The sequence below is a fragment of the Duganella rhizosphaerae genome (assembly GCF_040364205.1).
GTDB lineage: Bacteria > Pseudomonadota > Gammaproteobacteria > Burkholderiales > Burkholderiaceae_D > Rugamonas > Rugamonas rhizosphaerae.
The window spans coordinates 114577-137253 of the sequence record NZ_BPWK01000002.1; the positions used below are offsets into that span (position 1 = coordinate 114577).

The following is a 22677-nucleotide window of genomic DNA, read 5'->3' on the forward strand; positions in this document are numbered from 1 at the left end:
GTCTTGCTATAGTCGGATATGGGAGAACAACAAAAAATGAATCCTCAATTGCAGGAAAAAATTCTGGCCGTGACCCATTGTGGGGTCGGCCGCAGCGAGTCCACCGGCTTCTTTCGCGTGGCGCTGGGCCTGTTTTATCTGTCGGGCCTGATGACCAAGGAAACGCTGGACTTCGCCAAGCTGGACCGCGACTTCAACCGCTTCATCTATCACAGCATCGGCAAGGGCCACAGCATCACTAGCATCCTGCAATACATGAGCGGCGAGAAGGTGGTGCCGGTGGTGGAATCGAAGCGCTTCCTGCGCGCGTTTGCCGAGCACTGTCCGGAAGTTCCCATCGAGAATATCCCCTTCCTGCTGGGCTTGAACCTGAGCGTGGCGAAGGACATTTCCAAGATCGATGTGCGCGGCCCGGTGGCCGACTACATCGAACGCCAGCGCCAGTTGCGCGAAGCGGCCGAGGCAAACTGAGGCTGTCGCCCCTATAATATTGCTTTCGTCCGAATTCGAGTTTTCCTATGGCCGCACACCACCACACCCCGCTGGACCGATTGATCGCCGGCGCCGACAAGGCGCTGCGCGTGATTACCGGCGTCGCCTCGGCATCGCGGCCGACGCCGGCGCTGCACGCGGCCGACGCCCAGATGAGCGAGGCGGAAACCCGCCACAGCGCCGGGCTGATGCGCGTGAACCATGTGGGCGAGGTGTGCGCGCAGGCGTTGTACAACTCGCAGAGCCGCTTCGCCAAGACCGAGGAAATGCGCGCGCAGTTCGAGCAGGCGGGCAGGGAAGAGGAAGACCATCTGGCCTGGACCGCGCAGCGGCTGGCCGAACTGAATTCGCATATCAGCGTGCTCAATCCGCTGTTCTACGCCGGCGCGTATGCGCTGGGCACGGTGGCGGCGGTGCTGGGTGATGCGCGCAGCCTGGGCTTTGTGGTGGAGACGGAACGGCAGGTGGAGGCGCACCTGGCCAGCCATCTGGACAAGCTGCCGCCGCAGGACGCCAAGTCGCGCGCCATCGTCGAGCAGATGCGGCAGGATGAGATCGAGCACGGCGCCGCCGCGCAGGCGCTGGGCGCCTCGCAGACGCCGGCGCCGGTGCAGGCGGTGATGGCGGTGATGGGCAAGGTCATGACCAGCACCGCGTATTACGTTTAAGCCTCGGTTTAAGCTTCGACGATCTCGAACGAGTGGGTGATCTCGGCGGTCTTGCCGAGCATGATGGACGCCGAGCAGTACTTGTCGTGCGACAGCGTGATCGCCCGTTCCACCGCTTCAGGCTTCAAGTCCTTGCCGGTCACGGTGAAGTGGAAATTAATCTTGGTGAACACTTTCGGCTCGGTGTCCGCGCGCTCGGCGGTCAGCGTGCACTCGCAGCCGCGGATGTCGGCGCGGCCCTTCTTCAGGATCAGCACCACGTCATACGCCGTGCAGCCGCCGGTGCCCAGCAACACCATCTCCATCGGACGCGGCGCCAGGTTGTGGCCGCCGCCCTCGGGCGCGCCATCCATGTTGACCATGTGGCCGGAGCCGGTCGTGGCCAAGAAACTCATGCCCGACGGGCCATTCCAGCTGACTTTGCATTCCATCGTTCTCTCCGTTAAAAATCGTTGCGCATATTGTAAAGGAGTCCGGCCGGACTGGCTTGCATGAGGTTTTTTTGCTTGCAGCAACCTCGAACGAATCGCATACTTTATGACTCAGATCAAGGAGGATGCGATGAATCAGGCCATCAAATACCTTTGTTCCTATGGCGAATTGACCGTGCCGGGCACCACGCCCCTCGGCCAACTGGCCGACGATTTCACGCTCAATTCGCCGGTCGGCGTGCATGCCGATAGTTTCGGCAGGCTGTGGGTGTGCGATACAGGCAACAGTCGCGTGCTGGTATTCAACGCCGATTTGTCTGAACTGCTGCACGTGATCGAGGGCCCAGGCGACGATACGCCCGATGCGCCGCGCCTGTTGATGCCGTTTCACGTTTGCCCCCATCCCACCCACCAGCTGATGTACTGCACCGACATGGGCCACGGCCGCGTGGTGGCCTTCGCCTACGATGAAGACGAAATCTGGTTCAGCTATGCCTTCGGCGAAGGCGACAGCCACTACCTGCCGTTGTCCGATCCGAACGGCATCACCGTGGTGCGCGAGCGCGACGGCGTCGATTACCTGTATGTCTGCGACGAGTTCTTCCACACGGCCGACGACCTGGCCAGCCGCTGCGTCAAGTTCACGCTGGAGGGCGTATTCATCAGCCAGTTCCGCCATGTCGGCGGCCCCGGCGTCAAACACGAGCTGCTGTGGCCGCAGGGTTTGGCCAGCGACGCGCGAGGCAATCTCTACCTCGCCAACACCGGCCACTACGAGGTGCTGAAGATCAGCACCGACTGGCCCATCGTCGACGAATGCGTGCAGGCGCCGCATGACGCGGTGATGCTGCACCAGCACGGCAAGCCCACTGGCATCGGCAAGTTCAATGTGATGCGTTCGGTGTGCGTGATCGGCGACCGCGTGTTCGTGCCCGGGCATATCGAGAACGCCATCACGGTGTACGACCTGGAGGGCCGGCAGGTCAGCGTGGTCAACGGCCTGCTGCCTTTGTGGAACCACACGCTCGAGCCGGTGCACAGCTTTTCCGATTTCGTCTACGGCGCGCTGGAGGACGTGGTGTTCGTCGGGCCGTACCAGATCTGCGCGGCGGAAGGCGAGCCGGACGTGTATTTCATCAGCGAGCCGTTCGCGTCCAGCGTGATCAAGGTGCGCATCCCGCGCATCCAAGGCGACGAGGATGCCTTGCTGATCGAGTCGGTCGGCCACCGGCGCGACGACCAGAACCGGCTGCGCTCGACTTCGCAATTCAATTGCATGACCTCGGTGATCGGCTTCAACCGCGAGCGCCGCACGGCGCCGCGCGAGCCCCAGGCCGGCGGCAACTGGATCGACCAGTGGGCCCAGGCCACGACCAGCATCTACAAGTACTGGTATGACCAGTTCCGCACCCACATGGGCATCGATCCGCTGGCGCGCATGGCGAACGCTTCGCTGAACATCGATTCCGGCAACTGGTGCATGAAGACCTTCAACACCGAGAGCGATCCCTACCACCAGTTGCAGGACATGATGCGCGGCTTCTTCGTGCCGGGCGACCTGGCGATGGACGTCTACTATCCGCACACGCCGCCGCTGGGGCAGATCTGTCCCGGCACGCCGATCGTGTTCGTCACCAACTTCAATCTGTGCACGGTGACGATGTACCAGTTCAATCCGGCCGGCTACCTGATCAACTACGGCATGCCGTTCGGCCGCGAGGGCATAGGCGGCGACGGCACCTTGAAGGCGCCGCAGGGCATCGCCATCAACGGCCAGGGCGAGATCTATATCGCCGATTCGCTCAACAACCGCATTTCGATGTGGCAGCTGCAGCCGACCGGCTACGTGGTGTTCCGCAAAAACTTCCGCTGGCAATCGGACGACGATTTCACGCCCTGCGACATCGCCATCGACGCCCAGGACCGCTTGTTCGTCTGCGACCAGTTCAACAACTGCCTGCGCGTGTTCGACCGCGAGGGCAACAGCCTGTGGACTTACGGCCATCTCGGCTATTGCGATGATGTCAACGTTGACTACGGAAAGTTCATGCTGCCCGCCAGCGTCTGCATCGACGGCGACCGCCTGATCGTCAACGACCTGGTCAACCGCGCGCTGAAAGTGTTCCGCATCGGCGACGATACGCTGCACTATGAGACCGGCATTTCCGTGTTCAAAAAATACCCGGACGCCGGCGGCGTCTGGATGCCGTACTTCATTTACGCCGACCGCGGCCGCCTCTACGTGCCCGACACGACTTTCAATGTGGTCAATGTTTTCCGCTATGGAGCCGCGGAGCCTGATTCCGCCGGCATTGCGGCTTGACTCGGCGGGTGGTTCCCGCTTATACTTGTCGGCTTTCCGTTCGCTCAGGAAAGTAAATAAGAAGGCCGAGTCCGCTGAAGCAATGGCGGAACCACCATTTGAGCGTGTTTTATTATTTAGGAAGTCAACATGAAAACTTTTTCCGCTAAGGGCCATGAAGTCCAGCGCGATTGGTTCGTGATTGACGCGACGGACAAAGTCCTCGGACGTGTTGCCAGCGAAGTGGCACTCCGACTGCGCGGCAAACACAAGCCAGAATTTACTCCTCACGTCGACACCGGCGATTTCATCGTCATCGTCAACGCAGGCAAACTGCGCGTGACCGGCACCAAAGCAACCGAGAAGACCTACTACCGTCACTCGGGCTACCCAGGTGGCATCTATGAGACCAACTTCCTGAAAATGCAACAGCGTTTCCCAGGCCGTGCTCTGGAAAAAGCCGTCAAAGGTATGCTGCCGAAGGGCCCACTGGGCTACGCAATGATCAAGAAGCTGAAAGTGTACGCTGAAGGTTCGCACCCGCACGCTGCTCAGCAACCTAAAGCACTCGAAATCTAAGGAACTGACATGATCGGTAACTACAATTACGGCACCGGCCGTCGCAAGAGTGCAGTAGCTCGTGTGTTTATCAAAGTTGGCACTGGCCAAATCATCGTTAACGGCAAGCCAGCGGCTGAGTACTTCTCCCGCGAAACCGGCCTGATGGTTATTCGTCAACCACTGGAACTGACCGGCAACGTTGAGCGTTTTGACATCAAAGTCAACGTTCACGGCGGCGGCGAGTCCGGCCAGGCAGGTGCTGTGCGTCACGGCATCACCCGCGCCCTGATCGACTACGATGCAGCGCTGAAGGGCGATCTGGCACGCGCCGGCTTCGTTACCCGCGATGCACGTGAAGTTGAACGTAAAAAAGTTGGTCTGCGCAAAGCACGTCGCGCAAAGCAATTCTCGAAGCGTTAATTTTTACGCTGTGGTGCGCTGCTTGCGGCGCATCCTCAAAAAAGCCGCCGGCCCTGTGTCGGGCGGCTTTTTTGCTATCTGGCAGGTGTAACACGTCTGTCGCATATGCCTGATAAAATGGCAGTCCCCTCTACGCATTACCTCATTCAAGGAAAGAACATGATCAAAGTTGGCATCGTCGGCGGCACCGGATATACCGGAGTGGAATTGCTGCGACTGTTGGCAGTCCACCCTGATGTGCAGCTGACGGCTATCACGTCGCGCAAGGAAGATGGCTTGCCGGTTGCCGATATGTTCCCTTCGCTGCGCGGCCGCGTGAACATCGCCTTCTCGTCGCCCGACAAGGCCGACCTGAGCAAGTGCGACGTGGTGTTCTTCGCCACCCCGCACGGCGTCGCCATGGCGCAGGCGCCGGCGCTGCTGGCGGCCGGCGTCAAGGTGATCGACCTGGCGGCGGATTTCCGCATCAAGGACCAGGCTGTCTTTGAAAAATGGTACAAGATCGAGCACACCTGCCCGGAACTGCTGGAAGAGGCCGCCTACGGCCTGGCTGAACTGAACCGCGACGCCATCAAGGGCGCGCGCCTGGTCGCCAATCCTGGCTGCTACCCGACCACCATGCAGCTGGGCTATTACCCGCTGCTGAAGGCCGGCCTGATCGACGCCGGTGCGCTGATCGCCGACTGCAAGTCGGGCGTGTCCGGCGCCGGCCGCAAGGCCGAGATCGGCACGCTGTTCTCGGAATCGAGCGACAACTTCAAGGCTTACGGCGTGGCCGGCCACCGCCACACGCCGGAAACCTCGGCGCAGTTGCAGAAGTTCAGCGCCGACAAGGTCGGCCTGGTGTTCACGCCGCACCTGGTGCCGATGATCCGCGGCATGCATTCGACCCTGTACGGCCGCCTGACCAAGGACGTCAGCAACGAAGAGCTGCAAGCGCTGTTCGAAGCGCAGTACCAGGATTCGCCGTTCGTCGACGTGATGCCGTTCGGTTCGCATCCGGAAACCCGTTCCACCCGCGGTTCCAACATGCTGCGCCTGGCGCTGCATCGCCCGGACAACGGCAACACCGTGATCGTGCTGGTGGTGCAGGACAACCTGGTCAAGGGTGCGTCCGGCCAGGCGGTACAGTGCATGAACCTGATGTTCGGCCTGGAAGAAACCACCGGCCTGACCCAGATCGCGCTGCTGCCGTAAATCAAAGTGCCACAGGGCGGGGATAGTAGATTAGGAATTCCCGCCCACTCCGCCTGCAGAAAGCCGCACATGATCGATATGGACAGCCTGATCGGCGCCGCCACCCGCGTGCAAGGTAATTTGCTGTTCCGCGGCGGGATGCGCATTGACGGCGAGGTCATTGGCAATGTTGTCGCGGAGGCAGGACATCCCAGTTATCTCGTCATTGCCGAGCACGCTCGTGTGGAAGGCGAGATACGCTGCGATCACCTGGTGGTCAATGGCGAGATCAAAGGTTGCGTTTTCAGCGCGGATTTGCTTGAAATCCAGCCGAGTGCCCGTATCATTGGGGATGTCAGTTACAAAGTATTGGAAATGCACGGCGGCGCGCAGGTGTTGGGCACATTGACCCATCGCGACAGCTCCGGCGTCGAGCCGCTTTTGGCGGTCTCTGGAGCATGAATTACGCCAACGGTCTATAATGGATCAAATGTTTTCACGTAGGAGTCTGAAATGAATGCTGTCGCCGAATCGCTAGATGTAATCCCGTCGCCTATTATCTTCACCGATAGCGCGGCTGAAAAGGTCGCCCAACTGATCGAGGAAGAGGGCAATCCAGACCTGAAACTGCGCGTGTTCGTGCAGGGTGGCGGCTGCTCCGGCTTCCAGTACGGCTTCACGTTTGACGAAATCGTCAACGAAGACGACACCACCATGGTCAAGAACGGCGTCCAGCTGTTGATCGATTCGATGAGCTACCAGTACCTGGTCGGCGCGGAAATCGACTACAAGGACGACCTGGAAGGCGCGCAATTCGTCATCAAGAACCCAACCGCTACCTCGACCTGCGGCTGCGGCTCGTCGTTCTCGGTATAAACCGGCTTGCTCCATAAACGGCGGACAACTCCGGTTGTGCCGCCGTTTTTGTTTGCCTGTCGTTCCCGCGAAAGCGGGAATCCATGCTGAGCTTGCTGACTATGGATTCCCGCTTGCGCGGGAATGACGTTAACGCGGGTAGAGTGCGCCTAAGACTCGATCTCCGTTGGCGCCCGTCACGCTCGGCAGGTTGCCCGCCAGCCGCTCTGTGAAACGATAGCCCAGCCAGGCGAAAGCCATCGCCTCGACCCGGTTCGGCGCCACGCCCAGCGCCTGCGTCGACTCCACCGTCACCTGCCGGCCCAGCGCCGCGCCCAGCTCATCCATCAGCACGCCGTTGTAGGCGCCGCCACCGCACACGTAGACCGCGTCCGTGCCCGCACCATAGGCCTGGATCGCCTGCGCCAGCGTGAGGGCTGTGAGGCGCGTCAGCGTGCGCTGCACGTCTTCCGGCTTGGCGTCGGCGTACGCCGCCAGATGCCGGTCCAGCCAATCGATGTGGAACAGGTCGCGGCCGGTGCTCTTGGGCGCCGCCAGCGCGAAATACGGCTCGGCCAGCATGTTCGCCAGCAGGCCGGGGATTTCCTTGCCGCTGGCCGCCCAGGCGCCGTCCTGGTCGAATTCCTTGCCCTGGTGGCGGGCGATCCACGCATCCATCAGCACATTGCCAGGTCCGGTGTCGAAACCGGTCACCTTGTCGTCGGCCAGCACGCTGATATTCGAGATGCCGCCGATATTGGCCACCACCCGCGTCTGCCCGGCCTTGCCGAACAAGGCCTGGTGGAAAGCCGGCACCAGCGGCGCGCCCTGGCCGCCGGCTGCGAGGTCGCGGCTGCGGAAGTCGGCGATCACGTCGATGCCGCACAGCTCGGCCAGCAGGGCGGGATTATTGGTCTGGCGCGTAAAGCCCAGTTCGGGGCGGTGGCGTATGGTCTGCCCATGCACCGCCACCGCGCGGACGTCCTGCGCTTGCAGCGATACGTCGTCCAGCAGCGCCTTCACGCATTCGGCGTAGAAACGCGCCAGTTGATTGGCGGCCAGCGCCTCGCGCTCGATCTCGTTGTGGCCGGCTGCCTGCAAGGCCATCAGGTCGGCGCGCAGGGCGGGCGGGAAGGGCACGTAGGCGGCCGCCAGCGTGTCGATGGCGTCGCCGGTGAAGCGCGCCAGCGCGCCGTCCACGCCGTCCAGGCTGGTGCCGGACATCAAACCGATATACAGAGACATAGCTGCATCCAGAAATACAAAAACGTATTTTGCCTGAGTCGGCGTACGCTGTCGCACAGAAGAAGCGGCCTGGACGGCGCATGCTGATAAAAAAACAGGCCGCTGGCGCGACCTGTCTTGATGAAGCTGAATTTAAATCTTACTTCGCCGCGACGCGGGTGCCGCCGGAGCCGCCCGGCTGCAGCAGCGCGAAGCGGTGCGACATGTCGGAAGCGTAGGACTTGAAGCGCGACATCTCGGCCGCCGTCAGCGGCGCCTGGGCCTGCACGTTCATCGTGCTCGGGTCCTTGGCTTCACCGCCGACGCGGAATTCGTAGTGCAAGTGCGCGCCGGTCGACCAGCCGGTGGTGCCGACGTAGCCGATCACGTCACCCTGGCTGACCTTGCTGCCTTTTTTGATGCCAGGCGCAAAGCGGCTCATGTGGGCGTAGGCCGTGGTGTAGTTGGCCCAGTGCTTGATCATGACGAAGTTGCCGTAGCCGTTCTGGGTGCCGGCGAAATCGATCACGCCATCGCCCGAGGCGCGGATCGGGGTGCCGGTCGGTGCCGGGAAGTCGATGCCTTTGTGGGCTTTCCACTGGCCGGAAATCGGATGCACGCGCATCGCGAAGCCTGAGGAGATACGGGAGAATTCAACCGGGGATTTGAGGAAGGCTTTCTTGAGGGCTTTGCCGTCGAAGCTGTAGTAACCGCCGCCCTGCTTGCTTTGTGGATCTTCGAACCAGACCGACTGATACGTCGTGCCCTTGTTGGTGAACTCGCCCGCCAGAATGCGGCCCGCTCGCACAAACTCGCCATCCTGCCAGAACGTTTCGTAGACCACGTTGAAATGGTCGCCGCGCTTCAGGTCGCCCCGGAAGTCGATGCTGGTCGAGAACATCTCGACGATCTGCTTGACGATGGTGTCCGGCAGCTTGGAGCCGTCTTCGCTCGAATCGGTGGCCGCATACAGCGTCGAGCTGATGGTACGCGCATGCATTTCCACGCGGCGTTCCAGCTTGGCCGCTTCTTCTTCCGCGACAAAGCCGTCGCCCTTGCGGGTGACCTTGATGTTCTTGACCGGATTGTCCTTGCCATCCACCACCACGGCGCGCAGCCATTGCAGATTGCCCTCGTCGTCGGTTTGCGCCTGTACGCGCTTGCCGGTCTTGAGCTGCATCACACCTTTCGCGACTTTATCTTTTTTGATAAAGTTCTCGGCCGCTTCATCGTCGATGCCCAGACGGGTCAGCAGCGCGGCCAGCGTATCGCCGGCGCGGATTTTTTCTTCGTGGACGAAGTGTTCGTTGGAGGATTGCTGTTCCAGCGCGGAGATCTGCGAGCTGAGATCCGGCAGTGCGACCGATTCCTGTACCGATTTGACAGGCAGGTCGGAGGCGTCGGGGGCGAGCGGAGCTACGCCGGCGGCGCCAAAAGCACACACTGCAAGAAACAATGCAGACGCGCTGATGATGCGCGCCTTGCGCGTAGAACCTAGCAGACTGAACAAGCGTGAGCTCGTGAATTTATGTATTTGGTTCATGCAATCAGTTAAAATTTGCCGCTTGAACTATTCAGGAACGTTTTATTTCTTCTAATTGTTATTAAAGTTCGTTTTCGTACGGCAAGATTGATGGATCGAGGATTATAACAAACTCCTGAAGCTGCCTACCTTTTTCTGAAATATACCGTAAAAAAACTATGACTACCTCTTCTTCGACACCGCCGGCCCCCTCTAAAGTACTGCCGTTGACCGACAGCGTCCTCGAGGCCCTCGCCATCACCAAACGCGGTGTCGACGAGTTGCTGATTGAAAGCGAGTTCGCTCAAAAGCTGGCACGTTCCGAACAAAGCGGCGTACCGCTGCGTATCAAGCTCGGCCTGGATCCTACCGCACCTGACCTGCACCTTGGCCACACCGTTGTTTTGAACAAGATGCGCCAGCTGCAAGACCTGGGGCACCAGGTGATCTTCCTGATCGGCGATTTCACGTCGATGATCGGCGATCCGTCCGGCCGCAACGCCACCCGTCCGCCGCTGACGCGCGAGCAGGTCGAGCAGAACGCCATGACCTACTTCAAGCAGGCCTCGCTGGTGCTGGATCCGGCCAAGACCGAAATCCGCTACAACTCCGAATGGTGCGATCCGCTGGGCGCGCGCGGCCTGATCAAGCTGGCCTCGCACTACACCGTGGCCCGCATGATGGAACGTGACGATTTCAGCAAGCGCTTCAAGAGTGGGACTCCGATCGCCGTTCATGAGTTCCTCTATCCATTGATGCAAGGCTACGATTCGGTCGCTTTGAAGGCGGACCTTGAGCTAGGTGGAACGGACCAGAAATTTAACTTGCTTGTTGGCCGCGAGCTGCAGAAGGACTACGACCAGGAACCGCAGTGCATCTTGACCATGCCGCTGCTGGAGGGTCTGGACGGCGTCGACAAGATGTCCAAGTCGAAGAACAACTACATCGGCATCACCGAACCGGCCAACACCATGTTCGCCAAGATCATGAGTATTTCCGACGTGATGATGTGGAAGTATTACGAACTGCTGTCGTTCCGTTCGCTTGCCGACCTGGCTGCGCTGAAGGCCACCGTCGACGGCGGCGCCAACCCGCGCGACGCCAAAGTGGCGCTGGCGCAGGAAATCGTCGCCCGTTTCCACTCGCAGGCGGCCGCGGAAGAGGCGCTGAACGACTTCGTCAACCGCTCCAAGGGCGGCATTCCGGACGACGTGGCGGAAATCACGCTGCCGGGCGCGCCGGCCGGCATCCAGCAACTGCTGAAATCGGCCAACCTGTGCGCCTCGGTGTCGGAAGCGGGCCGCATGATCGACCAGGGCGGCGTGCGCATCGACGGCGTCGTGGTCAGCGACAAAACGGTGAAGATCGAGGCCGGCACCTTCGTGCTGCAAGTGGGCAAGCGCAAGTTCGCGCGCGTCACGCTGACCGCATGATAGGGCTGCTGCAACGCGTCAGCGGCGCCAGCGTGGTGGTCGACGGCGCCACCGTCGGCGCCATCGACGCCGGCCTGATGGTGCTGGTGTGCGCCGAGCGCGGCGACACCGAAAAGGAAGCCGATGCGCTGCTGACCAAATTGCTGGGCTACCGCGTGTTCGCCGACGACGCCGGCAAGATGAACCGCAGCGTCACCGACGTGGCGGGCGGCCTGTTGCTGGTACCGCAGTTCACGCTGGCGGCCGACACCAAATCCGGCACGCGGCCCTCGTTCACGCCGGCCGCGGCGCCGGCCGACGGTCTGCGCCTGTTTAATTATTTTGTTGAACAGGCCCGCCAAAAGCATAAAGTAGTGGAAACCGGCCAGTTTGGCGCGGATATGAAGGTCAGCTTGACCAACGACGGTCCGGTGACGTTCTGGCTGCAAACAAACGCAAAATAAAACAGGCGGTTGGGAGACGAGCATGAAACTTTCAAGCGATAGCTTTCGCGATGGCGGCGTCATTCCGGCTGACTACGCCTTTGGCAAGCTGGACGCGGACGGCCTGGTAGTCCTGTCCGCCAACCGCAATCCCCATCTGGCGTGGCGTGACGTGCCGGCCGGCACCGAGTCGCTGGCGCTGCTGTGCATCGACGGCGACGCGCCGCAGGACGCCAGCAACGTCAACCGCGCCGGCTGCTCCTTGCCGGACAGCCAGCCGCGCGGCGACTTCTTCCACTGGAGTCTGATCGACATCCCGGTCAGCCTGCAAGCGATCGCGGACGGTGCGCTGGCGCGCGGCGTGAGCGCGCACGGCAAGCCCGGCCCGGAGGCGGTGCTGGACGGGCTGACGCTGCGCCAGGGCGTCAACGACTACAGCGGCTGGTTTTCGGCCGACCCGGCCATGGCCGGCGACTATTACGGGTATGATGGCCCCTGTCCGCCGTTTAACGATGAGCGCGTGCACCACTATATTTTCCGACTCTATGCGCTCGATACCCGGCGACTGGAGCTGGAAGGGCGCTTCAGCTGCGCCGACCTGCTCGACGCCCTGCACGGCCACATCATCGACGAAGCCCAATTGATCGGCACCTACACGCTGAATCCGGCCCTGGCCGCCCAGGCGCGCCGGTCCAGAAAAAAGATTGCATGAAGAACACCACTATTTTGCTGATCCGCCACGGCGAGACCGCCTGGAACGCTGTGCGCCGCCTGCAGGGCCACACCGATATCCCGTTGAATCAAGAGGGCGCCCGCCAGGCCCATGCGCTGGCGCAGGCGCTGGCCGCCGAGCAGGTCGAGGTGCTGGTCTCCAGCGACCTGCAACGCGCGATGCAGACGGCGCAGGCCGTGGCCGACCAGTACGACGGCCTGGAGGTGCAAACCGACGACCAGCTGCGCGAACGCTGCTACGGCGTGTTCGAGGGCATGCTGTACGCCGAGATCGAGCGGCAATACCCGGCCGAGTACGCGCTGTGGCAGGCGCGCGATATCGACGCCGTGATGCCGGCCGGCGCGCGGGAGGCGGAAAGCTTCCGCCAGTTCTACCAGCGTTCCACGGACGGCATCGGCGAGTGGGCCCAGCGCCATCCCGGCCGCACCATCGCCATCGTCGCTCACGGCGGCGTGCTGGAGTGCGCCTATCGCGAGGCGGTCGGCATGTCGCTCGACAGCCCGCGCGATTTCCAGGTCAAGAACGCCAGCATCAACCGTTTCACTTGGGCTGACGGTAAGTTGGCGCTCACCAGCTGGGGCGAAGTCGAGCACCTGAGCTTGGCCGCGATGGACGATATCATCTGACGACCGTGCTGAAAATTTACGCACGGAAATGTCCGTTCATAACGGCAAGGCTGCACATTTGCCGAATACATAAAAAATAGTGCTTATTATTTGAGCACCCCTTCGGTTAAAATAGAGGGTTCCTTCTTCCCGTTCAGGTATCGCCAGTGCAAATCGGCCCTCATTTACTGCGCAACAACGTTTTCGTCGCCCCCATGGCCGGCGTCACCGATCGCCCCTTCCGCCAGCTGTGCAAACAGCTCGGAGCAGGCTATGCGGTGTCCGAAATGGCGGCCTCGAATCCGCGCTTGTGGGCGACCGAAAAAAGCTCGCGCCGTACCGACCACACCGGCGAGATGGAGCCGAAAGCGGTGCAGATCGCCGGCGCCGATCCCAAGGACCTGGCCGATTGCGCCCGCTTCAACGTCGAGCGCGGCGCGCAGATCATCGACATCAACATGGGTTGCCCGGTCAAGAAGGTCTGCAACGCTTGGTGCGGTTCGGCGCTGTTGCAGGACGAGCTGCTGGTCAAGCAAATCCTCGACGCCGTGGTGGGCGCGGTCGATGTGCCCGTCACGCTGAAGTTTCGCACCGGTTGGGATCGCTCCCACAAAAACGCGCTGAACATCGCGCGCATCGCCGAGGACGCCGGCATCGCCATGCTGACCCTGCACGGCCGCACCCGCGCCGACGGCTACACCGGCGACGCCGAGTACGACACCATCGCGGCGGTCAAGCGCTCGGTCGCCATTCCGGTGGTGGCCAACGGCGACATCACCACGCCGGAAAAGGCCAGGTTCGTGCTCGACTACACCGGCGCCGACGCCGTCATGGTCGGCCGCGCCGCCCAGGGCCGTCCGTGGATCTTCCGCGAGATCGACCATTACCTGCGCACCGGCACCCATCTGCCGGCGCCGTATGTGGACGAAGTGCGCGCCCTGATGGATGAGCACCTGCGCGCCCACTACGCCTTCTACGGCGACTACCTGGGCGTGCGCACCGCGCGCAAACACATAGGCTGGTATGTGCGCGACCTGCAAGGCGGCGAGGAATTCCGCCAGAAAATGAACCTGCTGGAGTCCACCGAAGAACAACTGATTGCCGTCGATCAATTTTTCGAATCGCAGTGGAGTTACGGCGAGCGGTTACAATACCGCCTCCCCGAAGAATTGGAAGCAGCGTAAGACGGCGTAGAGAGCCTAAAAAAGTCGGATCAGAAGGGTAGGCGCCAGGGTCACAAGCCCCGCAGCGATTTACCAGCGTCAACAGATTAAAAGCGAACGATATAAAATGAGCAAAGAAAGCATCCAGGAAGTAGTCCAGAAGAGCCTTGAAGATTACTTCAACGACCTGGGCGAGCAGCAGGCATCGAACATCTACGACATGGTCGTGCTGACCGTGGAAAAACCGATCCTGGAAGTGGTCATGACGCGCGCCGACGGCAACCAGTCGCATGCCGCGCAGATGCTGGGCATCAACCGCAATACCTTGCGCAAAAAACTGCAAGAACACGGCCTGCTGTAACAGCGCGCGTTTTTCCGGCATGAGTGGCTGGGGACGGCCGCTGTTGCCGCACCCGCAATACCGAATACGTCATCCCCCTCATATTCAACCACTAGCCCTCTCAAGCCATGATTAAACAAGCTCTCATCTCCGTCTCCGACAAAACCGGCGTGCTGGACTTCGCCCGCGCGCTGTCCGCCATGGGCGTCAACATCCTGTCGACCGGCGGCACCGCCAAACTGCTGGCGGACAACGGCGTCGCCGTGACCGAAGTGGCCGACTACACCGGCTTCCCGGAGATGCTCGATGGCCGCGTCAAGACGCTGCACCCGAAGGTCCACGGCGGCATCCTGGCCCGTCGCGATTTCCCTGAGCACATGGCCAAGCTGGCTGAGCACGACATTCCGACCATCGACATGGTGGTGGTCAACCTGTACCCGTTCCAGGCCACCGTGGCCAAGGACAGCTGCACGCTGGAAGACGCGATCGAGAACATCGACATCGGCGGCCCGGCGATGCTGCGTTCCTCGGCCAAGAACCACAAGGACGTGGTGGTCATCTGCGACCCGGCCGACTACGGCGTGGTGCTGGCGGAAATGAAGGCCAGCGACAACGCGCCAGGCTACGTCAGCTACGACACCCGCTTCACCTTGGCCACCAAGGTCTACGCGCACACCGCGCAGTACGACGGCGCCATCGCCAACTACCTGACCAGCCTGGACGCCAGCCGCGCCCACGCCAGCCGCAACACCTATCCGAAGACGCTGAACGTGGCGTTTGAAAAGGTGCAGGACATGCGCTACGGCGAAAACCCGCACCAGTCGGCCGCGTTCTACCGCGACGTCACCAAGACCGAAGGCGCGCTGGCCAACTACCGCCAGTTGCAGGGCAAGGAACTGTCGTTCAACAACATCGCCGATGCGGACGCCGCATGGGAATGCGTGAAGAGCATGGGCAGCTTCGACCAGAGCGCCGCCTGCGTGATCGTCAAGCACGCCAATCCGTGCGGCGTGGCGCTGGGCGCCGATGCGGCCGACGCGTACAAGCGCGCGCTGCAGACCGATCCGACCTCGGCGTTCGGCGGCATCATCGCCTTCAACGTCGAAGTGGACGCCGCTGCCGCGACCGAGCTGGCCAAGCTGTTCGTCGAAGTGCTGATCGCGCCGACCTTCACCGCTGAAGCCAAGCAGATCCTGTCGGCCAAGCAGAATGTGCGTTTGCTGGAAATCCCATTGGGCAACGGCGTCAACGCCATGGACTTCAAGCGCGTCGGCGGCGGCCTGCTGGTGCAGTCGGCCGATTCGAAGAACGTGCTGATCGGCGACCTGAAAGTGGTCAGCAAGCTGCAGCCTACCCAGCAGCAGTTGCAGGACATGATGTTCGCCTGGCGCGTGGCCAAGTACGTCAAGTCCAACGCCATCGTCTTCTGCGGTAACAACATGACCTTGGGCGTGGGCGCCGGCCAGATGAGCCGTATCGACTCGGCCCGCATCGCCTCGATCAAGGCGCAGAACGCCGGCCTGTCGCTGACCGGTTCGGTCGTGGCGTCGGACGCCTTCTTCCCGTTCCGCGACGGCCTGGACGTGGTGGTTGACGCCGGCGCGACCTGCGTGATCCATCCGGGCGGCTCGATGCGCGACCAGGAAGTGATCGACGCCGCCGACGAGCGCGGCGTGGTCATGCTGTACACCGGCACCCGTCACTTCCGCCATTAAGACCTGAGTAGCTTGCGCAGTGCGGCGGATCTGTGGATCCGCCGCACTGTTTTTATATACAGCATTCAATGTTCCCGGTTACAATCCGGGAATGATTATTCTCGGCATCGACCCCGGCTTGCGCACGACCGGCTTTGGCGTCATCCACAAGCAGGGCGCCAAGCTGCGCTATATCGCTTCCGGCACCATCAAGAGTGGCGACGGGGATCTGCCCACCCGCCTCAAGGTGATCCTGGACGGTGTGGCCGAGGTGGCCCGCACCTACCAACCCGACTACGCCGCCATCGAGCAGGTGTTCGTCAACGTCAATCCGCAATCGACTTTGCTGCTGGGCCAGGCGCGCGGCGCGGCCATCTGCGCGCTGGTGTCGGCCGAGCTGAGCGTGGCCGAGTATTCGCCGACGCAGGTCAAGCAGGCGGTGGTGGGCACCGGGCGCGCGGTCAAGGCGCAGGTGCAGGACATGGTGGCGCGGCTGCTGTCGCTGCCCGGCCTGCCCGGCAGCGATGCCGCCGATGCGCTGGGCGTCGCCATCTGCCATGCCCACAGCCGCGAAACGCTGACCCTGATCGCCGGCGCCGGCCAAGGCACGACCACGGCCGCGCGCGGTCCGCTGGCCGGCCTGCGCATGAAAAACGGCCGCCTGGTCGGCTAAACCTCCCTCTTTAAAGGCAATCACACGATGATCGGTCGTCTCTCCGGTATTCTGCTTGAAAAAAATCCGCCGCAACTGCTGGTTGACTGCGGCGGCGTCGGCTACGAAGTCGATGTGCCGATGAGCACTTTCTACAACCTGCCCGGCGTGGGCGAGAAAGTGGTGCTGTTCACGCACCAGGCAATCCGCGAGGACGCGCACCTGCTGTTCGGCTTCGGCAACGCCGAGGAACGGGCGGTGTTCCGCCAGCTGATCAAGATCACCGGCGTCGGCGCGCGCACCGCGCTGTCGATTTTGTCGGGCATGTCGATCGCCGACCTGGCGCAGGCGGTGACGTTGCAGGAGTCGGGCCGCCTGATCAAGGTGCCCGGCATCGGCAAGAAGACCGCCGAGCGACTGCTGCTGGAACTGAAGGGCAAGCTGGGCGCGGACCTGGGCGCCGGCGGCGCGCACGCCGTGCCGGACTCGCAATCTGATATCCTGAACGCGCTGCTGGCGCTGGGCTACTCCGACAAGGAAGCCTTGCTGGCACTGAAGACCGTTCCCGCCGGCAGCGGCGTTTCGGACGGCATCAAGCAGGCGCTGAAAGCGCTCTCCAAAGGGTAATTGATAGACCATGAGCATCCAGACCGACAGCTTCACCGAGCAACGCATCATCGACGCGGCGCCGTCGTCGCCGAATGAGGAGGCGATCGAACGCGCCTTGCGCCCCAAGCATCTGGATGAATATGTCGGCCAGTCCAAGATCCGCGACCAGCTGGAAATCTTCATCGCCGCCGCCCGCAACCGCAAGGAAGCGCTCGACCACACGCTGCTGTTCGGCCCGCCCGGCCTGGGCAAGACCACGCTGGCCAACATCATCGCGCGCGAGATGGGCGTCAACCTGCGCCAGACTTCCGGCCCGGTGCTGGAACGTCCGGGCGACCTGGCCGCCATCCTGACCAACCTGGAAGCCAACGACGTCCTGTTCATCGACGAAATCCACCGCCTGTCGCCGGTGGTCGAGGAGATCCTGTACCCGGCGCTGGAGGACTACCAGATCGACATCATGATCGGCGAGGGCCCTGCCGCGCGCTCGGTCAAGCTGGACCTGCAACCGTTCACCTTGGTCGGCGCCACCACCCGCGCCGGCATGCTGACCAACCCGCTGCGCGACCGCTTCGGCATCGTCGCCCGGCTGGAGTTCTACAATACCGAGGAACTGACCAAGATCGTCACCCGCAGCGCCGCGCTGTTGAAGGCCAACATCGCCCCCGACGGCGCGGTCGAGATCGCCCGCCGCGCGCGCGGCACGCCGCGTATCGCCAACCGCCTGCTGCGCCGGGTGCGCGACTATGCCGAAGTCAAGAGCAATGGCGACATCACCAAGGCCACCGCCGACGCCGCGCTGGTCATGCTCGACGTCGACACGGTCGGCTTCGACGTCATGGACCGCAAGCTGCTCGAAGCGGTGCTGTACAAATTTGGCGGCGGCCCGGTTGGCATCGGCAACCTGGCGGCGGCCATCGGCGAAGCGGCCGATACCATCGAAGACGTGCTGGAACCCTACCTGATCCAGCAAGGCTTTTTACAACGCACGCCGCGCGGCCGCGTCGCCACGCCGGCCGCCTACAAGCACTTCGGCGTCACCCCGCCGCGCACCAATCCCAACGGCGAATTGTGGGACCTGTGATGCAGATCTGGGTCGACGCCGACGCCTGTCCGGCGGTCATCAAGGACATCCTCTACCGCGTGGCCGACCGCGTGCCGCTGCAGGTCACCTTGGTCGCCAACCAGTTGCTGCGGGTGCCGCCGTCGCGCCACATCCGTTCGGTGCAAGTGCCGTCCGGCGCCGACGTGGCCGACCAGGAAATCGTGCGCCTGCTGGCGCCGGGCGACCTAGTCGTCACCGGCGACATTCCGCTGGCTTCGGACGTGCTGAAGAAGGGCGGCTACGCGCTCAACCCGCGCGGCGAGTTCTACACCAACGACAACATCGCGCAGATGCTGACCATGCGCGCCTTCATGGACGAGCTGCGCGGCAGCGGCGTCGACACCGGCGGCCCGGCCGCGTTCAACCAGGGCGACCGGCAGAACTTCGCCAACAGCCTGGACCGGCACATCAGCAAGATCCAGCGCGAGCTCGCCAGTCGTGGTTGATTTGCTGATATGCAGTAATTTTCCATCGAAACTACTCAGCCGAAATATTTTCTCGACGGATATTAATTGCTTTCTGCTCAGCCAGGATGCGTTGAGCCGTTGCGCGCAGTATGACCGGGTGCAACATCGTCAACTGCATCATCCGTCCTTGCAGCATTTCTCTATCTAAATTCATCGCGTCGCCTTTGGCCACGAAGGCGATCATATTTAAAGAGTCAAGCGCGTTGATCGTGATGACTGCATCACCAAAGACGTGCCGCATGCGATGGATATAGATATTTGTCTGCCGCAAATCGCCGCCAAGCAGATTAACCACCATCAGGCCGTTGGGGGTCAAAGCTTTATAGCAGTCCTGATAAAATTGCTGGCTACATAACTGGAGCGGCTGGCCGTTGATATCAAACCCGTCAACCAGCAACACATCAAACTCGGCATCCGCATGCCGCACGAATTCCGCGCCATCTACGCACGACACATTAAATCGCTCATCATCTTTCGGGACGAAGAACTGGTCGCGTAAATCGATCACCTGTCGGTCAATCTCCGCGACTGCAATCGCGGATTGGGGGAGATGGCGATAGCAAAATTTTGCCAATGAGCCGCCACCCAGGCCTATCATGCCGATTTTATTTGGATTCCGTTTAAATAAAAGAAAGCCCATCATGGCTTGGGTGTAGGCCAAAACCAGATCATCCGGTTCATCCAGATTCATTTCGCTCTGGATTGAAACAGCGTCGAACATCAGCGCCAGCGAGTTTCGCTCTCTGTGGAGCATTGGTGTATCGGAGAGCGAGAGAAGAAATAAATCCGATAGTTTTCCCAGAAGCATTGTTACGCAGCCCTGACTCGGTGGAAGCTTTTCGGCGAGCAGAGTAGACGCAACATAAAATCCCAAACTCCGTATTAAATATGGTGAAGGTGAAACTAAAAGAGCCCGAACCACAAACCTCCTGAGAATGACGGCTACCTGTAACTCAAAAAAAGGCGATGAGCAGGACTTTCGCATGTGTCGGTATAGCATTTTCTGGGCGTGATTAATTTTGACAGTCGCTGTTAACTGGAATTGATACTGCGGGTTTTTCGATTTTCCGGTCAACGGCGCCAATCGCGCCAACGACTTTGCATCCGTGCTCTTCGCAGAGATATTCGCAACTGGTCTTGAGCATCCGCTTGCCGTACTCCCTGACGGTAAGGGGCCTGACTTGCCAGACGCACTCGGTTTCCCTGTACCTGTTGCATTGCCCAGTGGGAGCTGGGGAGCAGTCCTCGGTTATTTTCATTTTTATCTAAACGCTTTTTATGCTGCATTGATATCAAAACCCGGCGCCCTGTCCTCGACGACTGATAGCGGTGGTTTGTCCGCATACATTACCATAGCATGATAATGTGCATACCATTAAAGTGGTGTAGGATGATGTTTTTCTGCGCATCTTCCCCGGCCTGGCAGATGGAGGACGTGCTGTGGGTGGACTGCGAAGAACTTCTAGTGGTGACTGGAACCAAATGTTGAATTTAGATGATGACTACGCAATGCTTTCCGGTCGTTTTGCGGAAAAGCTGGCCTGCAGCCAAGGTAAGCCCTTCGCGTTCGATCATGGCGGCATGCGTACGCTGCATTTCGACGGGCGCTATATTCAAAGCGCCATGTACATAGCCGCACCTGATGAATTGTTGTTGAGCTACACGCGCGCCATGATGGCTTTTTTGCTGACAAAACCGACACCCCGTCATATTTTAATGATAGGTTTGGGCGGTGGCTCGTTGGCCAAGTTCTGCTACCGCCATTTATCTGCCACGCGCATCACCGTGCTGGAATTGGATCACCATGTCATTGCGCTCAGGCGGCAATTCATGCTGCCTGAGGACAGCGAGCGCTTCCAGATCATTCATGCCGATGCCGACGACTATCTGTTCGGCATGCAACATACTGTCGACGTCATTTTGCATGATGGTTTCGTGGCGGATGGACTGGCGCCAAAACTCAGCACCGAAATCTTCTACCGGCGCTGCAGCGAGGTGCTGGATGGGGATGGCGTCCTTGTGTCGAATGTATTTGGTACGACGGATGATTTAATGCCTGTGATGAAGCGATTGCGGAAAGTCTTTGGACCGAGGATGTGGTGGGGCGATCCGTCCGGTTGCATCAATCGCATCATTCTTGCAATGAAAGATATGGGCCATATGGCGCATCGCCCGACGCTGGTGAAGCGTGCTGAACAACTTGACCTGCGGCATGGCCTCGGGTTAGGCGACTTTGTCGACAGGCTGAAAACCGCTCATGACAAGAATGGCGCGGAATTTGATGCAATCGCCGATTATGATGCTGGCGCGACCTTTATGCCATATTGACCGATCAGGCATGCGATGCGTGTGAGATGCTAATTCAATTATAATGTCGCTATTTTCAGCAGCTTAGGACATGATCATGGAAAGCAAAACGGCGCGGATGACCGTGCTGGTCGACCCGGTGAAGAAACAAGCGTTCGAACGGCTGTGTGCGAGTCAGGATTTGACACCGTCGCAAGTATTGCGCCAGCTTATGCGGGACTATATGGAAAGTTTTGGTATCGACTACAGTACCAAAAGTAGAATCGGCAAGAAGCAAGTCGAAGAAGAAGCGACATAGTTTTCAGTTCAATTCCCACATCGGTCACCAAGCTTGTCTCATCAGTGGACCGTCTTTAATTATAATAAAATTATAATTGCATCATCATTCTTGATATAGCCCCATGGAAACCAAATCTGCCCGCATGACTATTTTGCTCGACCCTGCCAAGAAGAAAGCATTTGAGGAGTTGTGCGCGGCCCAGGATCTGACGCCTTCCCAGGTCCTGCGCCGACTGATGCGCGAGTACCTGGAACAGCATGACATTCCATACAGTACGAAAAATACGCTTGGCTTGCCACCGCAAAAAAAATAAATCCTGGGCGGACGGTCTTACCGGGCCAAGCGTCGATCTGCATTGAAACGGTCTAGGGTATGGATGGACATAGTCAAAAAATCAAATTCTTCCGCAGCAGGATACCGGCGTTCGAGTGCGTTCCGGGCTGCCACGATTGTTGTGGGCCGGTACGCACGTCGACCGCGGAGATCGCCAGGCTGCCGGTAAAGAGCGCGGCGGAGCACGAAGCCGCGCTCGCCGCCTGGAGTTGCCCCTATCTCGGCAGTGGAGGATGTGAGGTGTATGCCGAGCGTCCCTTGATTTGCCGTTTGTTCGGTACCACACCGAAACTTGTGTGCCCCAACGGCAGGCGGCCGGTGGAAATGATTTCGCCGCTAGTCGAGCAAGAAATATTTACGTACTTCAGCGAGGTGCGCCACGTGCTGCTTTGACCGCAACCGTGGGCGGCTTGCTATTCCCTGCAAGCGCCTTTCGGCGCCGCTGTGACGGATCAGTAAATGGTGCGCGTCCCGGTGATCGGGCATGCGTCGCCATGCCGGCCAACCAGGTGTTATTTGGGGAGGCGCATGGTCGGTACAAAGCGGGTCAGGTAGATGGTCACGCAGGTCCCGATGACCAGCAACATGACTTGCAACCCGAGCCGCTCCATGCGCCACATCGAATAGGCCAGCGACGCCCACATGAAGAGCAGCACCCAGACCTTGCCGCGCAAGGGGATGCCCTTGCCGTTCTCGTAGTCGCGCAGGTAGTTGCCGAAGAGGGGATTGGTTTGCAGCCAGTGGTGCAGGCGGGTCGAGCCGCGCGCGAAGCAGGCCGAGGCCAGCAGCAGGAAGGGGGTGGTCGGCAGCAGCGGCAAAAAAATGCCGAGGATGCCCAGCGCGACGGCCAGGCAGCCGACCAGATTCAGGAATATTTTCATTC

General features: G+C 60.7%; 28 protein-coding genes. 23 read left to right on the forward strand and 5 right to left on the reverse strand.

All coding sequences use genetic code 11. The annotated features are described in order from the left end of the window. The first annotated feature begins 36 nt into the window (after positions 1-36). Both RUGAMON1_RS04360 and coq7 read left to right on the forward strand, forming a co-directional pair. Positions 37-471: a hypothetical protein gene (locus RUGAMON1_RS04360; protein ID WP_445229352.1), complete on the forward strand. Its 435-nt coding sequence runs from the start codon at positions 37-39 to the stop codon at positions 469-471. Positions 472-518: 47 nt separating this feature from the next. Further along, on the forward strand, positions 519-1160 hold the full coding sequence (coq7, locus tag RUGAMON1_RS04365; RefSeq protein WP_445229353.1) for a 2-polyprenyl-3-methyl-6-methoxy-1,4-benzoquinone monooxygenase: 642 nt from the start codon (positions 519-521) through the stop codon (positions 1158-1160). Between the two features lie 8 nt (positions 1161-1168). On the opposite strand, the gene RUGAMON1_RS04370 is transcribed toward coq7, so the two are convergent. Next, positions 1169-1591 (reverse strand): OsmC family protein, encoded by a 423-nt coding sequence (locus RUGAMON1_RS04370; RefSeq protein WP_332854532.1) that lies wholly within the window; start codon positions 1589-1591, stop codon positions 1169-1171. A gap of 130 nt (positions 1592-1721) precedes the next feature. Here RUGAMON1_RS04370 and RUGAMON1_RS04375 point away from each other — a divergent pair, with 130 nt between their 5' ends. The 6 genes from RUGAMON1_RS04375 (at position 1722) to erpA (ending at position 6926) form a co-directional block, all read left to right on the forward strand. Continuing rightward, a complete protein-coding gene (locus tag RUGAMON1_RS04375) occupies positions 1722-3914 on the forward strand; it encodes an NHL repeat-containing protein (RefSeq protein ID WP_445229354.1) in 2193 nt (730 codons plus the stop codon). Positions 3915-4043: 129 nt separating this feature from the next. After that, positions 4044-4472: a 50S ribosomal protein L13 gene (gene rplM, locus RUGAMON1_RS04380; RefSeq protein WP_008445136.1), complete on the forward strand. Its 429-nt coding sequence runs from the start codon at positions 4044-4046 to the stop codon at positions 4470-4472. 9 nt (positions 4473-4481) lie between these two features. Next, positions 4482-4874: a 30S ribosomal protein S9 gene (gene rpsI / locus RUGAMON1_RS04385; protein ID WP_008445137.1), complete on the forward strand. Its 393-nt coding sequence runs from the start codon at positions 4482-4484 to the stop codon at positions 4872-4874. A gap of 159 nt (positions 4875-5033) precedes the next feature. Then, positions 5034-6071: an N-acetyl-gamma-glutamyl-phosphate reductase gene (argC, locus tag RUGAMON1_RS04390; RefSeq protein ID WP_445229355.1), complete on the forward strand. Its 1038-nt coding sequence runs from the start codon at positions 5034-5036 to the stop codon at positions 6069-6071. Positions 6072-6140: 69 nt separating this feature from the next. Then, the gene (locus tag RUGAMON1_RS04395) at positions 6141-6512 is read left to right on the forward strand and encodes a bactofilin family protein (protein ID WP_445229356.1); all 372 of its coding nucleotides are present in this window, start codon (positions 6141-6143) and stop codon (positions 6510-6512) included. Positions 6513-6563: 51 nt separating this feature from the next. Beyond that, positions 6564-6926, forward strand: a complete 363-nt coding sequence (gene erpA, locus RUGAMON1_RS04400) for an iron-sulfur cluster insertion protein ErpA (RefSeq protein ID WP_008445143.1) — start codon at positions 6564-6566, stop codon at positions 6924-6926. Positions 6927-7055: 129 nt separating this feature from the next. On the opposite strand, the gene RUGAMON1_RS04405 is transcribed toward erpA, so the two are convergent. Both RUGAMON1_RS04405 and RUGAMON1_RS04410 read right to left on the reverse strand, forming a co-directional pair. Continuing rightward, positions 7056-8150 carry an anhydro-N-acetylmuramic acid kinase gene (locus RUGAMON1_RS04405; protein WP_445229357.1) on the reverse strand — a complete coding sequence of 365 codons (1095 nt, stop codon included), beginning with the start codon at positions 8148-8150 and terminating at the stop codon, positions 7056-7058. A gap of 139 nt (positions 8151-8289) precedes the next feature. Beyond that, positions 8290-9672, reverse strand: coding sequence for a M23 family metallopeptidase (locus tag RUGAMON1_RS04410; protein WP_445229358.1), 1383 nt, complete (start codon positions 9670-9672; stop codon positions 8290-8292). 158 nt (positions 9673-9830) lie between these two features. On the opposite strand from RUGAMON1_RS04410, the gene tyrS reads away from it, so the two are divergent. The 11 genes from tyrS (at position 9831) to RUGAMON1_RS04465 (ending at position 18853) form a co-directional block, all read left to right on the forward strand. Next, positions 9831-11084: a tyrosine--tRNA ligase gene (tyrS, locus tag RUGAMON1_RS04415; protein WP_445229359.1), complete on the forward strand. Its 1254-nt coding sequence runs from the start codon at positions 9831-9833 to the stop codon at positions 11082-11084. Beyond that, a complete protein-coding gene (gene dtd / locus RUGAMON1_RS04420; RefSeq protein ID WP_445229360.1) occupies positions 11081-11527 on the forward strand; it encodes a D-aminoacyl-tRNA deacylase in 447 nt (148 codons plus the stop codon). Before tyrS ends, dtd begins: the two co-directional genes overlap by 4 nt. A 22-nt stretch (positions 11528-11549) precedes the next feature. Beyond that, a complete protein-coding gene (locus RUGAMON1_RS04425; protein WP_445229361.1) occupies positions 11550-12218 on the forward strand; it encodes a YbhB/YbcL family Raf kinase inhibitor-like protein in 669 nt (222 codons plus the stop codon). After that, positions 12215-12865: a histidine phosphatase family protein gene (locus tag RUGAMON1_RS04430; RefSeq protein WP_445229362.1), complete on the forward strand. Its 651-nt coding sequence runs from the start codon at positions 12215-12217 to the stop codon at positions 12863-12865. Before RUGAMON1_RS04425 ends, RUGAMON1_RS04430 begins: the two co-directional genes overlap by 4 nt. Before the next feature lie 146 nt (positions 12866-13011). Beyond that, positions 13012-14028: a tRNA dihydrouridine synthase DusB gene (gene dusB, locus RUGAMON1_RS04435; RefSeq protein ID WP_445229363.1), complete on the forward strand. Its 1017-nt coding sequence runs from the start codon at positions 13012-13014 to the stop codon at positions 14026-14028. A gap of 106 nt (positions 14029-14134) precedes the next feature. Continuing rightward, entirely contained in the window at positions 14135-14368 is a 234-nt protein-coding gene (locus RUGAMON1_RS04440) for a helix-turn-helix domain-containing protein (protein ID WP_008445162.1), read from the forward strand. A 107-nt stretch (positions 14369-14475) separates the two neighbouring features. Then, on the forward strand, positions 14476-16062 hold the full coding sequence (purH, locus tag RUGAMON1_RS04445; protein ID WP_445229364.1) for a bifunctional phosphoribosylaminoimidazolecarboxamide formyltransferase/IMP cyclohydrolase: 1587 nt from the start codon (positions 14476-14478) through the stop codon (positions 16060-16062). A gap of 91 nt (positions 16063-16153) precedes the next feature. Then, positions 16154-16714: a crossover junction endodeoxyribonuclease RuvC gene (ruvC, locus tag RUGAMON1_RS04450; protein WP_445229365.1), complete on the forward strand. Its 561-nt coding sequence runs from the start codon at positions 16154-16156 to the stop codon at positions 16712-16714. A 27-nt stretch (positions 16715-16741) separates the two neighbouring features. Continuing rightward, positions 16742-17320 (forward strand): Holliday junction branch migration protein RuvA, encoded by a 579-nt coding sequence (gene ruvA / locus RUGAMON1_RS04455; protein WP_116992320.1) that lies wholly within the window; start codon positions 16742-16744, stop codon positions 17318-17320. 10 nt (positions 17321-17330) lie between these two features. After that, positions 17331-18386 (forward strand): Holliday junction branch migration DNA helicase RuvB, encoded by a 1056-nt coding sequence (gene ruvB, locus RUGAMON1_RS04460; protein WP_116992322.1) that lies wholly within the window; start codon positions 17331-17333, stop codon positions 18384-18386. Then, a complete protein-coding gene (locus tag RUGAMON1_RS04465) occupies positions 18386-18853 on the forward strand; it encodes a YaiI/YqxD family protein (protein WP_445229366.1) in 468 nt (155 codons plus the stop codon). The genes ruvB and RUGAMON1_RS04465 overlap by 1 nt, the downstream gene beginning before the upstream one ends. A gap of 31 nt (positions 18854-18884) precedes the next feature. Here the strand turns inward: RUGAMON1_RS04465 and RUGAMON1_RS04470 are convergent, their stop codons facing one another. After that, positions 18885-19595 (reverse strand): fused MFS/spermidine synthase, encoded by a 711-nt coding sequence (locus tag RUGAMON1_RS04470; RefSeq protein ID WP_445229367.1) that lies wholly within the window; start codon positions 19593-19595, stop codon positions 18885-18887. Positions 19596-20356: 761 nt separating this feature from the next. Between RUGAMON1_RS04470 and RUGAMON1_RS04475 the strand changes: the two genes are divergently transcribed. The 4 genes from RUGAMON1_RS04475 to RUGAMON1_RS04490 all read left to right on the forward strand — a co-directional run bounded on the left by RUGAMON1_RS04475 (position 20357) and on the right by RUGAMON1_RS04490 (position 22187). Continuing rightward, complete coding sequence (locus RUGAMON1_RS04475; RefSeq protein ID WP_445229368.1) at positions 20357-21202, forward strand: spermine/spermidine synthase domain-containing protein; 846 nt, start codon at positions 20357-20359, stop codon at positions 21200-21202. A 76-nt stretch (positions 21203-21278) separates the two neighbouring features. After that, positions 21279-21479 (forward strand): ribbon-helix-helix protein, encoded by a 201-nt coding sequence (locus RUGAMON1_RS04480; protein WP_445229369.1) that lies wholly within the window; start codon positions 21279-21281, stop codon positions 21477-21479. Between the two features lie 103 nt (positions 21480-21582). Further along, positions 21583-21774 (forward strand): ribbon-helix-helix protein, encoded by a 192-nt coding sequence (locus RUGAMON1_RS04485; RefSeq protein WP_445229370.1) that lies wholly within the window; start codon positions 21583-21585, stop codon positions 21772-21774. 59 nt (positions 21775-21833) lie between these two features. Next, entirely contained in the window at positions 21834-22187 is a 354-nt protein-coding gene (locus RUGAMON1_RS04490; protein WP_445229371.1) for a YkgJ family cysteine cluster protein, read from the forward strand. Positions 22188-22306: 119 nt separating this feature from the next. Here RUGAMON1_RS04490 and RUGAMON1_RS04495 read toward each other — a convergent pair whose 3' ends face one another. Further along, entirely contained in the window at positions 22307-22675 is a 369-nt protein-coding gene (locus RUGAMON1_RS04495) for a YbaN family protein (protein ID WP_445229372.1), read from the reverse strand. Positions 22676-22677 lie beyond the last annotated feature (2 nt).